This is a genomic window from Bacillus sp. A015 (assembly GCF_053851875.1).
In genome coordinates this window covers 15266-28934 of the sequence record NZ_JBSPZB010000015.1, presented here as the reverse complement: position 1 = coordinate 28934, position 13669 = coordinate 15266, and the positions used below count along the sequence as shown (strand labels likewise).

Here is a 13669-nt window from a genome sequence, read left to right as displayed (position 1 = left end):
TAAACTGTAGAATGAACGAAGAAACATTGTCGCTTTTCCGAAATTTAACAGAATTACAAGGGACTCCAGGTAATGAGCACCATGTGCGTGCTTTTATGAAAAAGGAACTTGAGAAATATTCCGATGAACTGATTCAGGATCGTCTTGGCGGAGTGTTTGGCGTACGCAAGGGGCCAGAAAAGGCACCAAACATCATGGTGGCTGGCCATATGGATGAAGTGGGCTTCATGGTCTCATCGATTACGAAAAACGGGATGATTCGTTTTCAAACACTTGGCAGCTGGTGGAGTCAAGTGATGCTCGCGCAGCGTGTGGACGTTCATACTGATCACGGGCCAATTCCTGGTGTCGTGTCTAGTACACCACCTCACCTTCTGACACCAGAACAAAAAAGCAAACCTGTGAAGCCGTCAGATATGCTGATTGATATTGGTGCAGATAGCGAAGAAGAGGCAAAAGAGCTTGGCATTCGCCCAGGACAGCAAATCGTCCCTGCAACGGTCTTCACCCCAATGGCGAATCCAAAAAAGATCTTAGCAAAGGCTTGGGATAACCGCTATGGCTGCGGACTTGCCATTGAATTATTAAAAGAATTAAAAGACGAAACCCTTTCATGTCAGTTGTATTCAGGTGCAACAGTTCAGGAAGAAGTAGGGCTTAGAGGTGCAGAGGTAGCAGCCAATATGATTCAGCCGGATCTATTTTTTGCTTTAGATGCGAGTCCTGCAAACGATGTGACGGGTGACAAAACACAATTCGGCCAGCTTGGAAAAGGTGCACTTCTTCGTATTTTTGATCGAACGATGATTACGCACCGTGGCATGAGAGATTTTGTGCTCGATACTGCTGAAACAAATCACATTCCATACCAATATTTCGTATCACCGGGTGGTACTGATGCTGGACGTGTTCATATTTCAAACCAAGGTGTGCCGTCTGCTGTGATTGGTGTTTGCGCGCGCTATATTCATACAAGTCATTCTGTCTTGCATGTGGATGATTATGCTGCGGCAAAAGAGTTAATTGTTCGTCTTGTTAAAAGCTGTGATCAAAGCACGGTTGATTCTATTTATCAACAGGTGTAAACGATAGAAAAGAGGACAAAAGACTAAATTAAAAACCATGTTATCCTTTTGTCTTCTTTCAGCGTGATATGAAAACCCTTGAAGTATAGGAAGGCCGAGTACTGGCGCGGAGCGAATTTGATATTCGTGAGCACCAGCACGCAGAACTGACACCGAATGCGAGGGTTTGTCTTCTTTTCAGCGTGATAGAAAGCCTTTGAAGTCTAGGAAGGACGAGTACTGGCGCGGAGCGAATTTGACATTCGTGAGCACCGGCACGCAGGACTGACACCGAATGCGAGGGTTTGTCTACACGCTGAGGCTGCCTCTTCAATGAGGGCAGCCTTCTTTCTTATTGCTGTTCAAACACGTAAGATAACGCCTTGATCGCTTGATTCACTGTTTCTACAGTGATATTTGCTTTGTTTGATAGTTCCTTTAATGGATGGTGTAGTTCCTTTGGACGGATCAAAATAAGAGGTTTTCCTTTGGCGATGGCAGAAGATGCATCCATTGCCGTGTTCCATTGTTTATATTTCTCACCAAAGCGGGCAATGACAACATCTGCTTTGGTCAATAAAATCTCGGTACGGAAATTGTTCAAATCAGAAGCAGCATCGTCTTTTAAAATGGCATTCGGCTGCTCGCCTAAAATGTCTTCACCAATGTGATCTGATCGGTCATGATTCTCCATTGGGCCGACAAAAGTTACAGGTAACTTCAAAGATTGGCTTTTCTCCTTGATTTCATCACGCCACTGGCTATGAATTTCTCCAGCTAAATAGACGGTTAATTGCATAACAATCTCCTCCTTTTGTACAAACTTAGTAAAGGTTTGCCCTGTTTCTTTTCATGTTACACAAGAAGTGCTTGATAAAGCAAAAAAAATATGATTATGATATTCATGGTAGAGACTATTTTTCATCGTAAGAATAATACATATAATGGGAAGGACAGGCCTCTTCGTCTTTCCTATGAGAAAGCAGGAAGACGACGTTGATGACTTATTTGAAAAGAAAGGGCATTTCCCTTTCGCCAAAGGTGTATTTCATTGATGCACTCTCTTATATGGCTTTAGGTCTATTTGCAACATTAGTGGTAGGGCTTATCTTAAAAACAGCAGGCGGCCTGTTATCACTTCCACTCATCATCAAAATGGGAACGCTCGCCATGGGGCTCATGGGACCGGCGATCGGCGTAGCGGTTGCGTATCGCTTAAATGCATCTCCTCTGATCATTTTTGCAAGTGTGGTCTCAGGTGCCGCAGGAGCAGAGCTTGGAGGACCTGCTGGAAGCTTTGTCGCAGCATTAATTGGTGTGGAACTCGGCAAACTTGTCAGTGGAGAGACAAGAATTGATATTATCTTCACGCCGCTTGTCACCATTATCACAGGCTTTTTCACCGCCGCTTTGATCGGGCCTGGGATTGAAGGTATGATGACAGGGCTAGGCAGGCTCATCATGTGGGGAACAGATCAAAGTCCGCTGATCATGGGTATGCTTGTGGCAACCATTGTTGGACTTGCGCTCAGCTCACCGATCTCAAGTGCTGCGCTTGCGCTGATGCTTGATTTAAGCGGGACAGCGGCCGGTGCTGCAACGATCGGCTGCTGCGCTCAAATGGTCGGCTTTGCCGCTGCAGGCTTTAGAGAAAACCGCTTTGGTGGTCTTGCCGCTGTCGGCATTGGGACGTCAAAACTGCAGCTGCCGAATATTGTGAAAAACCCCCTCATCCTCATTCCGCCGACGATTGCGGGCCTTATTCTTGCACCAATTGGTATTATTGGCTTTGGGATGGTCAATAATGCGGCAGGAGCAGGTATGGGAACGAGCGGTCTTGTTGGACAACTGATGACGCTGACAGTCATGGGGTTTCATCCATCCGTACTACTCGCGATTGCTCTCTTGCATATCGTTGGCCCGGCAGTGATTAGTTTGGTAGTATCAGAATGGATGAGAAAGAAAGGCTATATACAATTCGGAGATTTAACCATACAAACTGGAGGAATGAAACATGAAAAAAATTGAATCAAACGAAGAATTACAAAAAGTAATTCAACAAGACTTAACGGTATTACTATTCTCAGCTGACTGGTGCCCGGACTGTACATTTATTGAACCATTCTTACCAGAGCTTGAAGCAAACTATCCAGAATTTGAATACTTCTATGTCGATAGAGATCAGTTCATTGACACTTGTGCAGAGTGGGAAATTTACGGCATTCCAAGCTTTTTAGTCTTTAAAAACGGACAAGAGATCAACCGCTTTGTCAGCAAAGATCGTAAGACAAAGGAAGAGATTGAAGCATTTTTAACAGATTCTCTTTCTAAATAACGAAAGGAGAGTCTTAACTATGGCAAAAATGACATCAAGACAGCTTGCCAATCAATTGAAAAGCCGTCTGACGAGTGACAGCTGGTCACACCAGTTTGACCGGGAAAAAGATACGCTTCGTATTGAAGATAAACAAACAGGTAAAGGCATCACGCTTGAGCTTCCGCCAATTATTGCGAAGTGGGAAGTAAAGCCTGATGAAACACTGGATGAGATCGTTTACTATGTGAAAGAGGCGCTAAGCGCAATGAAAGGCGAAGCGCAGCACATATCAGGTAAAGAAAAGCAAATCTATCCGGTCATTCGTTCGACTTCCTTTCCAGAGACATCAAGTGACGAGATTCCGCTCGTTTTTGATGAGCATACAGCTGAAACAAGAATCTACTATGCGCTTGACCTTGGAAGCACCTACAGATTAATTGATGAGAAGATGCTTCAAAAGGAAAACTGGACAAAAGAGCGAATCAGGGAAACCGCAAGCTTTAACGTCCGCTCACTTGAAACCGTGGTGAAAATGGATGAAGTCGCAGGCAATCGTTTTTATTTCTTCCGTGCGAATGACGGATATGATGCAAGCAGACTTTTAAATGAATCGATTTTACAAGAATACGCGCAAAAAATAGAGGGACAGATGGCCATTTCTGTTCCCCATCAAGATGTATTCATCATTGCAGATGTTCGCAATGATTCAGGCTATGATATTTTAGGGCAAATGTCGATGAGCTTCTTCGCCAGCGGCACGGTTCCAATTACCGCATTGTCATTTTTATATGACGAGGGCAAGCTCGAACCAATCTTTATTCTTGCGAAAAGCAGACCAAAACAGCAGTAGAAGGGAATTTTGAAGAATGAATGCTTTTTATAATGCAGAAGGTGTAGGCGACACACTTCTTATTTCATTAAAAGATGTGACAAGAGAAGAAGTAGGTCATGAAACGTTTGGAGATGTCGTGAGAATCTTCAATCAAGACACAAAAGAAACAACAGGTTTTAATATCTTCAACGCATCCACTTACATGAAAATTGAAGAAAACGGATCTGTACCGCTTTCTGAAACGCTTGTTCAAGATATCAATGAAATTTTAAACCGCAACGGTGTCAGTGAAACGTTGACTGTCGATCTATCACCAAAATTTGTTGTCGGCTATGTGAAGGAAAAGGAAAAGCATCCGAATGCAGATAAATTAAACATTTGCCAAGTAGATGTTGGCGAAGAAACATTACAAATCGTGTGCGGTGCACCAAACGTCGATCAAGGTCAATATGTCGTTGTTGCCAAGGTCGGCGCAGTGATGCCAAGCGGCTTGATCATCAAAGATGCTGAACTAAGAGGTGTACCATCAAGCGGAATGATTTGTTCTGCAAAAGAATTAGATCTTCCAGATGCGCCTGCTGAAAAAGGGATCCTTGTTCTAGAAGGAACCCACCAAGCTGGCGAACCCTTTGAAGCCTAACCTCCCATAAACGGGCACATATGAGCGAAGAATGTGTTATACGAAAAGTCACTAAGTACGTACTTAGTGACTTTTTTTCATCTACATACAGCACGAACAGCAAAAGCGGCACTTTTCTCGCTTTTCTGCATGAAAAAGCAGTGGTATACTAAAAATCGCCCAAGAAAACGTAAGGGGAGTTAAAGTGAGTGATAAACGATGAGTTGGATAGATAAATTTTTCAGTGTGTTTTTAGGAGAAGAAAAGAAAGAAGAAAAAGCTGAGAGACCCGTAGAAGGTCCGGATGCGCCAAAGCAGTCATCTGTTGAACAGCATAAAGAATATAAAAAAATTGAAGATACGAAAGTCTTTTATGAATATCCGAAAGGCAACTTCCGCTTTCCTCTCGTTCCAGATGAACCCGCTCGTGACGGAGTGAAGCAGCAGGAGAGAAGGCGCGCGAGACCCAGCCAGCCAAAGGCAAAGCAGACGACCTATGAGCCTAAACAAACGTTGCAGCCTGATATAAATAAAAAGCCATTCAAAACAGAGCAAATCCCTTCGCCGATCTATGGCTATCATCAGGATATGCGTCCAAAACGAAAAGAAGGCAAAGAAGAAGCACCCTCTGTTCAAATGAAGGCCACAGAAGAAACAGCACAGCGTGTCACACTGTTATCAGAAGAGGCAGAGCGTGAACGGAATGTGAGACAGCAAATGAACATCCCGTCTATACGGAAAGAAAATCGTATGGAAGAAGCTGCTTCAGCCCTAGCAGAAGAGAAAGCGGATATGCAAACAGCCGCGACGCCTCTTACATTGCAAGAGGAACTCGCCTATCAGGATCACGTTCAGTCGACGATGGAGCGCTTAAATGACGAATCTTTTATCCAAGCAGAGGAAAAGGATCAAGCCTTTTCTCAGCCAGAAGATCATAACGAAGCTGTTTTACATAAGCAGCAAGCCCCAGCATACCAAGACGAGCCGGTAGAGCCTGAGCCGGAACAGGTCGTCTCCGGCGAACAAGAAGAAAGAAAAGACGAGCCGATGAATCAGGTTGAAGATCATGCTGTGGAAATAGACAGATGGACATTTGAAAAAGCTGAAGACTCACAACCAGCAATTGAAATGGAAATAGATAGCCCAGCAGAAGAAGTGACGGTGACAGAAGACATCACAGCGGAAGATATGGAGGAAATAGAGGCCGCTTCGATAGAAGAAAGACAAGAAGAAGTGCCAGCAGCAGGATTTGAAGAAGCTGAGCCAGTGATCAAACATGATCTGCAAGATGATCAATCTATGGAAGATCAAGTCATGCCATTAGAACCAGAACCAGTAACAGATGAACCGACTGCCTCTGGGCCAGCAGAAACCTTCATGGATCAGACAGAGCAGCAGGAACAAACGCTTGAAGTGAAGCGAGAAGAACCACAACAGACATCTCCGCAGCCGAAGCGTTCAAACGGTCAAACCTCAACGGTTCCTTTTAACGTCATGATGTTAAAAAGTGACCAGCGCGTGCAAGGACAGAAGAAAACGTCGGATGCACAAGGATATGTTTTTCCAAGCTTAGCCCTTCTAGACGTACCTCCAGCTCAAAAAGAAGAGGACGGGGCATGGGTGAAAGAGCGGGCAGAGCTGCTCAATGCAACGCTTAAAAATTTCAATGTAAGAGCAAGTGTGGTCCATGTCACGCAGGGCCCTTCTGTCACAAGATTTGAAGTACATCCTGAACCAGGTGTGAAAGTGAACAAAATCACGAACCTGTCAGATGATATTAAACTCAGTTTGTCCGCAAAGGATATTCGAATCGAAGCACCAATCCCAGGAAAGAACACGATCGGAATTGAAGTGCCGAACCTGCACAGTAAAATGGTGTTCTTAAGAGAAATGATCAGAAGCAGTGCATTTAGAGACAATCCATCTCCTTTAACGGCAGCGCTTGGATTAGATATATCAGGTCAGCCCGTCGTGGTTGATCTGCAAAAAATGCCGCACGGCTTAATTGCTGGAGCAACAGGTTCAGGAAAAAGTGTCTGCATTAATACCATTTTAGTAAGCTTGATGTTTAAAGCCTCACCAGATGAAGTGAAAATGCTCCTAATCGACCCTAAAATGGTTGAATTAGCGCCGTATAATCACATTCCACATCTTGTGAGTCCTGTCATTACCGATGCCAAGACAGCGACAGCTGCCCTGAAATGGGTAGTTGATGAAATGGAAAGACGCTATGAACTGTTTGCTCACTCTGGTGTGAGAGAAATTAAACGATTCAATGAGCTTGTGAAAGAAAAACAAATGGGTGAAAAACTTCCGTATCTCGTCGTTGTCATCGATGAGCTGGCTGATTTAATGATGGTCGCACCAAATGAAGTCGAAGAAAGCATTTGCCGGATTGCACAAAAAGCAAGAGCGTGTGGTATTCACTTACTGATTGCGACTCAAAGACCATCCGTTGATGTCATCACAGGTCTCATTAAAGCCAATATCCCAACAAGAATTGCTTTCTCTGTCTCAAGTCAGGTAGATTCTAGAACCATTATTGATATGGCAGGTGCAGAAAAGCTTCTCGGAAAAGGAGACATGCTCTTTTTAGAAAATGGCTCTGGCAAGCCGACAAGGCTGCAAGGGAACTTTGTATCAGACCGCGAGATCGATCAAGTGGTGGCACATGTGAGGAAACAACGCAAGCCTGTGTTTCTTTTCGAACAGGAGGAATTGATGCTCCAAGGCTCTGCGATTACAGACGAAGACGAATTGTTTATGGATGCCTGCCGATTTGCAATCGAGCAAAATAGTGCAAGTACATCCAGTTTGCAAAGAAGATTTAGAATTGGCTACAATCGTGCAGCCAGATTGATTGACATGATGGAACGTGAAGGCATGATCTCTGGTGCGAAAGGCAGTAAACCAAGAGAAGTCCTCATGACACTCAGTGATCTAGAACAATTGATCTAAACAAAAACCACTTCATTTTTTTGATAAACATGGTATGATAGCACATAGGTGCAATTTTGTAATTGGACACTTTTTGCGTGCCTGTCTGAACTCTTTTTATGTAAAATGAGCTGAAACAGGTGTTAGAAATGGGAAAGTTGTCGGATACTAATCATAGTTAATATTGATTAGAATAGGGAGATCGGAAAAAATCTTTATTTGGAGCTGCGATCTGTGATCCGCTAGAGACGAAAATCACAAGTTGCAAATTGAAATGAGCGTCATATACTGTAAGTCAGATAGACGTTTGTTGGAGGTACAATTATGACTGTTTATCATTTTGTTGGAATAAAAGGGACAGGTATGAGTCCACTGGCCCAAATTCTTCATGATACTGGGTATACTGTCCAAGGATCGGATATCGAAAAGCATATCTTTACACAAAAAGCATTAGAAGAAAGAAATATCAAAATTCTTCCATTTGACCCAGATAATATTCAGCCGGGGATGACGGTCATTGCAGGAAATGCATTTCCTGATACACACCCTGAGATTGAACGTGCCCTTTCTGAAGGGATTCCTGTGATTCGTTACCATAAATTCCTTGGAGAATACATGGATTCATTCACAAACGTTGCGATTACTGGTGCTCATGGCAAAACATCCACAACAGGACTGCTTGCCCATGTGATGCAATCAGCAAAGCCAACTTCGTACTTAATCGGTGATGGATCTGGAATGGGGAAAGAAAACAGCGAGTATTTTGTATTTGAAGCATGCGAATACCGTAGACACTTCCTCAGCTATCATCCAGACTATGCGATCATGACCAATATCGATTTTGATCACCCTGATTATTTCTCGGACATTGATGACGTGTTTGATGCGTTTCAACACATGGCGCTTCAAGTGAAAAAAGCCATTATCGCTTGCGGAGACGATGAGCATCTGCTCAAGATTCAAGCGAAAGTACCTGTTGTGTACTACGGATTCAATGAAGAAAATGATTTCCAAGCACGTAATGTTGTGAAAAATACGGAAGGCACCACATTTGATGTATTTGTTCGCAATACGTTTTATGATACCTTCTATATTCCTGCATATGGAAATCATAATGTCCTCAACTCGTTAGCAGTGATTGCTTTATGTCATTATGAAGCCATTGATGTAGATTTGATCAAAGGTGCATTAACAACATTTGGCGGTGTGAAACGACGCTTTAATGAAAAAGTAGTAGGTGAGCAAGTTTTAATTGACGATTATGCACATCACCCAACTGAAATTGAGGTCACCATTGAAGCGGCCCGTCAAAAATATCCAGAACGTGATATTGTCGCTGTTTTCCAGCCGCATACCTTCACACGGACACAGCAATTCTTAACTGAATTCGCTGATAGCCTAAAGAAAGCTGATTATGTGTATCTTTGCGATATCTTTGGTTCAGCTCGTGAAAACATTGGAAAACTAAGCATCGAAGATTTACGTGGAAAAATTCCGCAAGCTCAGTTGATTGATGAAGAAGAGACATCTGTGTTGAAAGCGCACGAGGATGCGATTTTGATCTTTATGGGAGCCGGAGACATTCAAAAATATTTACGTGCTTATGAGAAAGTTGCTGTATAAATGTAAATGATCGTAAAAGTGCCGTTTCAATCGGCACTTTTTTATGTTGAATAAAATGTGACAAAGGGGCTGAATGTGTCAAGATGTGCTGCTTTTTTTCATTCGCTGTGGACAGGAATGAGCGAATAAGTGTAGAATTATTAATCAATCGGTCATTCTAGGCGATGTTTGAATGATACAACGAGAGGGTATTGAATTGAATATGCCCGCAACAAAGGAGGTATCAGATGATTATTATTTTATATCTAAGCGTTGCACTGATCGCAATTGCTTTCCTCATTCTTGTCATCTATTTGTCTAAAACATTAAAATCTTTACAGCTGACATTAAAGAATGTCGCATCAACTTTAGAAGGTCTTGAAGGACAGATGCAAGGTATCACCACAGAGACAGCACAGTTGCTACATAAGACGAATCAGCTTGCTGAAGATATTCAAGACAAATCGGCAAAACTCAACACAGTTGTGGATGCGGTGCAGGGAATTGGCGGCTCGATCAACCAATTTAATACAAGCATAAAGCAGGCAGCTGGAGCAGTTTCTTCTTCCGTTGAAAGGAACCAAGAAAAAGTCACGGATGTTGTAAGCTGGAGTAACGCAGCACTTGAAATTTATAAAAAATGGAAACAACGTAAACACCAAAATTAAACCATTTTCGCATAGGAGGAATAATCATGAGCAAAGACGGAATCAATAGCAAAGACTTTTTGATCGGAACACTTATTGGTGGCATTGTTGGTGCAACAACAGCATTATTCTTAGCACCGAAGTCAGGGAAAGAGCTTCGCGATGATTTGAACACCCAAGCGAATGCTTTAAAAGACAAAACAGATCGACTCACAACAGATGCGAAGGAAAAAAGCACTGAATATGTGACGATTGCGAAAGATAAAACGTCTGAATTGTCTCAGCTGGTGGCAGAGCAGTCAAACCAGATTTTAGACAAAGTGAAAGACATAAAAGAGCGTGCAGCTGGAAAAGCTAATCAAGTGAAAAGTGAAGCAGAAGATGCTGCAAATGATCTTGCGAGCGAAGCGTCAGATGTAGCAGACGAAGCAAAAGTAAGAGCACAAGAAGCAAAATCAGAAATTGAAGACGGCATCAAAGATGTCAAAGAAAAAGTAGAACAATCTACTAAAGGCTAACTTGCTGCTTAAGTTAGGAAGGAGCACATCATGTCAAAGCAACTCATCGAAACAGAAGAACAGTTTGATCAACTAACGAATCAAGACGGAACCTTTGTCTTTTTTAAGCACAGTTTGACATGTCCAATCAGCCAAGCTGCTTTTCATGAGTTTGAAGCATTTGCATCTGCACATGAAGACGTACCTGCTTATTTCTTGCAAATTCAAAACACAAGAGAGCTTTCATCCTATGTGGCTGAAAAGTCAGGGGTAAAGCACGAAAGTCCCCAGGCACTCGTCTTTAGCGGTGGAAAAGTAAAATGGCATGCATCTCACTCAAGCATTACAAAAGAAGCGCTTGAACATCATATGTAGAAGAACGTCAGCAACTGCTGACGTTTTTTTTTATAAAAAAAGGTTTACTTGAACCAAAAGTATGCTATAATCTTACACATAATACTTTATCGCTTAAAAGCGTTTTGGTAATAAAGAATTTTTTCGTGACAATTCCGAAATCTTTGTTTATAATAAACCCTATCCTGAGAGAATTTAAAAATAAAAAGCGAGAGCAGGCAGAGGAAAGGATGACAAAAATGAGCAACAACGAACTAGAACAATTGAGACAGCAAGCAGATGAACTAAATCTTCAAATCTTAAAACTGATCAATGAAAGAGGAAGCATTGTAAAAGAAATTGGGAAGGCAAAAGAAGCGCAAGGTGTCAACCGTTATGATCCTGTCAGAGAGCGCACAATGCTGAACCAAATTCTTGAAGAAAATGACGGCCCATTTGAAAATTCAACGATCCAGCATATTTTCAAGGAAATTTTCAAAGCAGGTCTAGAGCTTCAAGAAGATGACCACAGCAAAGCACTTCTTGTTTCTCGTAAGAAAAAACCAGAAAATACAATTGTGAACATCAATGGGGAAGCCATCGGTGATGGAAAACAACGCTTCATCGTTGGACCATGTGCTGTTGAAAGCTACGAACAAGTCGCAGAAGTCGCGGCAGCAGCTAAACAGCAGGGACTAAAACTTCTTCGCGGTGGCGCATTTAAACCTCGCACAAGTCCATACGACTTCCAAGGGCTTGGCGTAGACGGTCTAAAGATTCTAAAGCGTGTAGCTGATGAATACGGTCTTGCTGTCATTAGTGAAATCGTAAACCCTGCGCATATTGAAGAAGCGATCGAGCATATTGATGTGATTCAAATTGGTGCACGTAACATGCAAAACTTCGAACTATTAAAAGAAGCCGGGTCTGTGAAGAAACCAGTTCTTTTAAAACGCGGTCTAGCAGCGACCATTTCAGAATTCATCAATGCAGCTGAATACATCATCGCACAAGGAAATGACCAAATCATCCTTTGCGAGCGCGGTATCCGCACATACGAAACAGCGACAAGAAACACATTAGATATCTCTGCTGTGCCAATCTTGAAACAGGAGACACATTTACCAGTATTCGTTGATGTGACGCACTCAACTGGACGTAGAGATCTTCTTCTGCCAACAGCTAAAGCAGCTCTTGCGATTGGAGCGGACGGTGTCATGGCAGAAGTGCATCCAGACCCATCTGTTGCCCTATCTGATTCAGCGCAGCAAATGGACATTCCTCAATTCGAAAAATGGTTAGATGCGTTAAGACCACTTGTCAACATTCACGCGTAATCATAGTTAGAAGAACCGCCGGATAGTAGCCCGGCGGTTTTTTCATGGAGAAAACAGAATAGAATTGGAAATGAAAGGAATAAAACACATTGCAAGCTTAAAGTGCTTGTTCACAATGTTTTCATTTTTAAAATTCGATAGAATCTGCTAAGATCATTGTCATAGCTGATGTTCACGATGACTTTTGATGAAATATGATTCAATTTACAGGTAACAAGCTCATTAAAGTTTGTTTAATTTAGTTATAAAAAGAAAGGGAACGTTTTCATATGAAGAAAAAACGTGTATAATTTCATAAAAGAATGTCATTTTGATGTAGATTGAAAAATTATGTGTCTCTTTTCATCGTTTTAATGACAAATAGGATATTATTTTTTTCGTATCTGATATGTCTCTACCTAATTGGTGAATGCTATAGATATGAAGTGTATTTGAAGGAGTGATTTATGTGAATAATGTTACAATATATGATGTAGCAAGAGAAGCAAATGTAAGTATGGCAACGGTATCACGTGTTGTGAATGGAAATCCGAACGTGAAACCAACAACAAGAAAAAAGGTGCTTGAAGCGATTGATCGTCTTGGCTACCGTCCGAACGCAGTGGCACGAGGACTTGCAAGTAAAAAAACGACGACAGTTGGGGTCATCATCCCTGATATTTCTAGTATCTTCTATTCTGAGCTTGCACGCGGGATTGAAGATATCGCCACGATGTACAAGTACAACATCATTTTGAGCAACTCAGATCAAAATACAGATAAAGAGCTGCATTTGTTAAATACGATGCTAGGCAAACAAGTAGATGGGATTGTCTTTATGGGCGGCAACATCACAGATGTGCATGTCGAAGAATTTAAGCGCTCTCCTGTACCAATTGTTCTTGCAGCATCGGTTGAAGAGCAGGCACAAACACCATCTGTGAACATTAACTACGAGCAGGCCATTTATGATTCAGTCCAATTATTAATTGACAAAGGCCATAAACGAATTGCGTTCGTATCTGGTCCGATGTCAGAACCAATTAACTCTGTGAGAAAGCTTGCTGGATATAAGCGTGCGCTAGAAGAAGCGGGCATTGCTTTTGATGATGTTCTCGTTGCTGAAGGCGATTACTCCTATGACTCAGGAATTGAAGCTCTTGCAAATCTGCTTGAGCAATCAGACAAGCCGACGGCTGTCATTGCAGCAACAGACGAAATGGCTCTTGGTGTCATTCACGGCGCACAGGACAGAGGCGTCTCGATTCCTGAAGACTTAGAGGTCATTGGCTTTGATAACACAAGACTTTCCCTCATGGTACGTCCTCAGCTGACAACGGTTGTTCAGCCGACATATGATATTGGCGCTGTCGCAATGAGACTGCTGACAAAGCTGATGAACAAAGAACAAGTGGACGATCAAATTGTTGAGCTGCCACACAGAATTGAAGAAAGACAATCAACAAAATAAAAACAAAAAGCAGGCTCACCTTATCAGTGAATGC

The 13669-nt window shown here is 42.4% G+C and carries 13 protein-coding genes; 12 read left to right on the top strand and 1 reads right to left on the bottom strand.

From position 1 onward, the window contains the following. The first annotated feature begins 11 nt into the window (after nucleotides 1-11). On the top strand, nucleotides 12-1085 hold the full coding sequence (locus ACSLGF_RS12985; RefSeq protein ID WP_456006049.1) for a M42 family metallopeptidase: 1074 nt from the start codon (nucleotides 12-14) through the stop codon (nucleotides 1083-1085). 331 nt (nucleotides 1086-1416) lie between these two features. Here the strand turns inward: ACSLGF_RS12985 and ACSLGF_RS12980 are convergent, their stop codons facing one another. Then, nucleotides 1417-1863: a YtoQ family protein gene (locus ACSLGF_RS12980; RefSeq protein ID WP_230031063.1), complete on the bottom strand. Its 447-nt coding sequence runs from the start codon at nucleotides 1861-1863 to the stop codon at nucleotides 1417-1419. 200 nt (nucleotides 1864-2063) lie between these two features. On the opposite strand from ACSLGF_RS12980, the gene ACSLGF_RS12975 reads away from it, so the two are divergent. The 11 genes from ACSLGF_RS12975 (at nucleotide 2064) to ccpA (ending at nucleotide 13635) form a co-directional block, all read left to right on the top strand. Then, on the top strand, nucleotides 2064-3092 hold the full coding sequence (locus ACSLGF_RS12975; RefSeq protein ID WP_456006046.1) for a PTS transporter subunit IIC: 1029 nt from the start codon (nucleotides 2064-2066) through the stop codon (nucleotides 3090-3092). After that, nucleotides 3079-3399: a thioredoxin family protein gene (locus tag ACSLGF_RS12970; protein WP_034322446.1), complete on the top strand. Its 321-nt coding sequence runs from the start codon at nucleotides 3079-3081 to the stop codon at nucleotides 3397-3399. The genes ACSLGF_RS12975 and ACSLGF_RS12970 overlap by 14 nt, the downstream gene beginning before the upstream one ends. 19 nt (nucleotides 3400-3418) lie before the next feature. After that, nucleotides 3419-4231: a DUF1444 domain-containing protein gene (locus ACSLGF_RS12965; protein WP_456006043.1), complete on the top strand. Its 813-nt coding sequence runs from the start codon at nucleotides 3419-3421 to the stop codon at nucleotides 4229-4231. A 16-nt stretch (nucleotides 4232-4247) separates the two neighbouring features. Further along, on the top strand, nucleotides 4248-4853 hold the full coding sequence (gene ytpR, locus ACSLGF_RS12960) for a YtpR family tRNA-binding protein (protein WP_099726836.1): 606 nt from the start codon (nucleotides 4248-4250) through the stop codon (nucleotides 4851-4853). 198 nt (nucleotides 4854-5051) lie between these two features. After that, on the top strand, nucleotides 5052-7790 hold the full coding sequence (locus tag ACSLGF_RS12955; RefSeq protein ID WP_456006041.1) for a DNA translocase FtsK: 2739 nt from the start codon (nucleotides 5052-5054) through the stop codon (nucleotides 7788-7790). Nucleotides 7791-8093: 303 nt separating this feature from the next. Next, complete coding sequence (gene murC, locus ACSLGF_RS12950; RefSeq protein WP_456006039.1) at nucleotides 8094-9392, top strand: UDP-N-acetylmuramate--L-alanine ligase; 1299 nt, start codon at nucleotides 8094-8096, stop codon at nucleotides 9390-9392. Nucleotides 9393-9619: 227 nt separating this feature from the next. Then, complete coding sequence (locus ACSLGF_RS12945) at nucleotides 9620-10039, top strand: DUF948 domain-containing protein (protein WP_456006036.1); 420 nt, start codon at nucleotides 9620-9622, stop codon at nucleotides 10037-10039. A 26-nt stretch (nucleotides 10040-10065) separates the two neighbouring features. Further along, the gene (locus tag ACSLGF_RS12940) at nucleotides 10066-10536 is read left to right on the top strand and encodes a YtxH domain-containing protein (protein ID WP_456006033.1); all 471 of its coding nucleotides are present in this window, start codon (nucleotides 10066-10068) and stop codon (nucleotides 10534-10536) included. 30 nt (nucleotides 10537-10566) lie between these two features. Further along, complete coding sequence (gene ytxJ / locus ACSLGF_RS12935; protein ID WP_099726840.1) at nucleotides 10567-10890, top strand: bacillithiol system redox-active protein YtxJ; 324 nt, start codon at nucleotides 10567-10569, stop codon at nucleotides 10888-10890. 218 nt (nucleotides 10891-11108) lie between these two features. Continuing rightward, nucleotides 11109-12185, top strand: coding sequence for a bifunctional 3-deoxy-7-phosphoheptulonate synthase/chorismate mutase (locus ACSLGF_RS12930; protein ID WP_099726841.1), 1077 nt, complete (start codon nucleotides 11109-11111; stop codon nucleotides 12183-12185). A 448-nt stretch (nucleotides 12186-12633) separates the two neighbouring features. Further along, nucleotides 12634-13635, top strand: a complete 1002-nt coding sequence (ccpA, locus tag ACSLGF_RS12925) for a catabolite control protein A (protein WP_456006031.1) — start codon at nucleotides 12634-12636, stop codon at nucleotides 13633-13635. Nucleotides 13636-13669 lie beyond the last annotated feature (34 nt).

What these genes read in the sequence shown, in the direction of transcription:
- ACSLGF_RS12965 (WP_456006043.1), top strand. Translation starts at nt 3,419, where the DNA reads ATGGCAAAAATGACATCAAGACAGCTTGCCAATCAATTGAAAAGCCGT.
- ytpR (WP_099726836.1), top strand. Translation starts at nt 4,248, where the DNA reads ATGAATGCTTTTTATAATGCAGAAGGTGTAGGCGACACACTTCTTATT.
- ACSLGF_RS12970 (WP_034322446.1), top strand. Translation starts at nt 3,079, where the DNA reads ATGAAAAAAATTGAATCAAACGAAGAATTACAAAAAGTAATTCAACAA.
- murC (WP_456006039.1), top strand. Translation starts at nt 8,094, where the DNA reads ATGACTGTTTATCATTTTGTTGGAATAAAAGGGACAGGTATGAGTCCA.
- ACSLGF_RS12980 (WP_230031063.1), bottom strand. Translation starts at nt 1,863, where the DNA reads ATGCAATTAACCGTCTATTTAGCTGGAGAAATTCATAGCCAGTGGCGT.
- ACSLGF_RS12945 (WP_456006036.1), top strand. Translation starts at nt 9,620, where the DNA reads ATGATTATTATTTTATATCTAAGCGTTGCACTGATCGCAATTGCTTTC.
- ACSLGF_RS12940 (WP_456006033.1), top strand. Translation starts at nt 10,066, where the DNA reads ATGAGCAAAGACGGAATCAATAGCAAAGACTTTTTGATCGGAACACTT.
- ytxJ (WP_099726840.1), top strand. Translation starts at nt 10,567, where the DNA reads ATGTCAAAGCAACTCATCGAAACAGAAGAACAGTTTGATCAACTAACG.
- ACSLGF_RS12975 (WP_456006046.1), top strand. Translation starts at nt 2,064, where the DNA reads ATGACTTATTTGAAAAGAAAGGGCATTTCCCTTTCGCCAAAGGTGTAT.
- ACSLGF_RS12985 (WP_456006049.1), top strand. Translation starts at nt 12, where the DNA reads ATGAACGAAGAAACATTGTCGCTTTTCCGAAATTTAACAGAATTACAA.
- ACSLGF_RS12930 (WP_099726841.1), top strand. Translation starts at nt 11,109, where the DNA reads ATGAGCAACAACGAACTAGAACAATTGAGACAGCAAGCAGATGAACTA.
- ACSLGF_RS12955 (WP_456006041.1), top strand. Translation starts at nt 5,052, where the DNA reads ATGAGTTGGATAGATAAATTTTTCAGTGTGTTTTTAGGAGAAGAAAAG.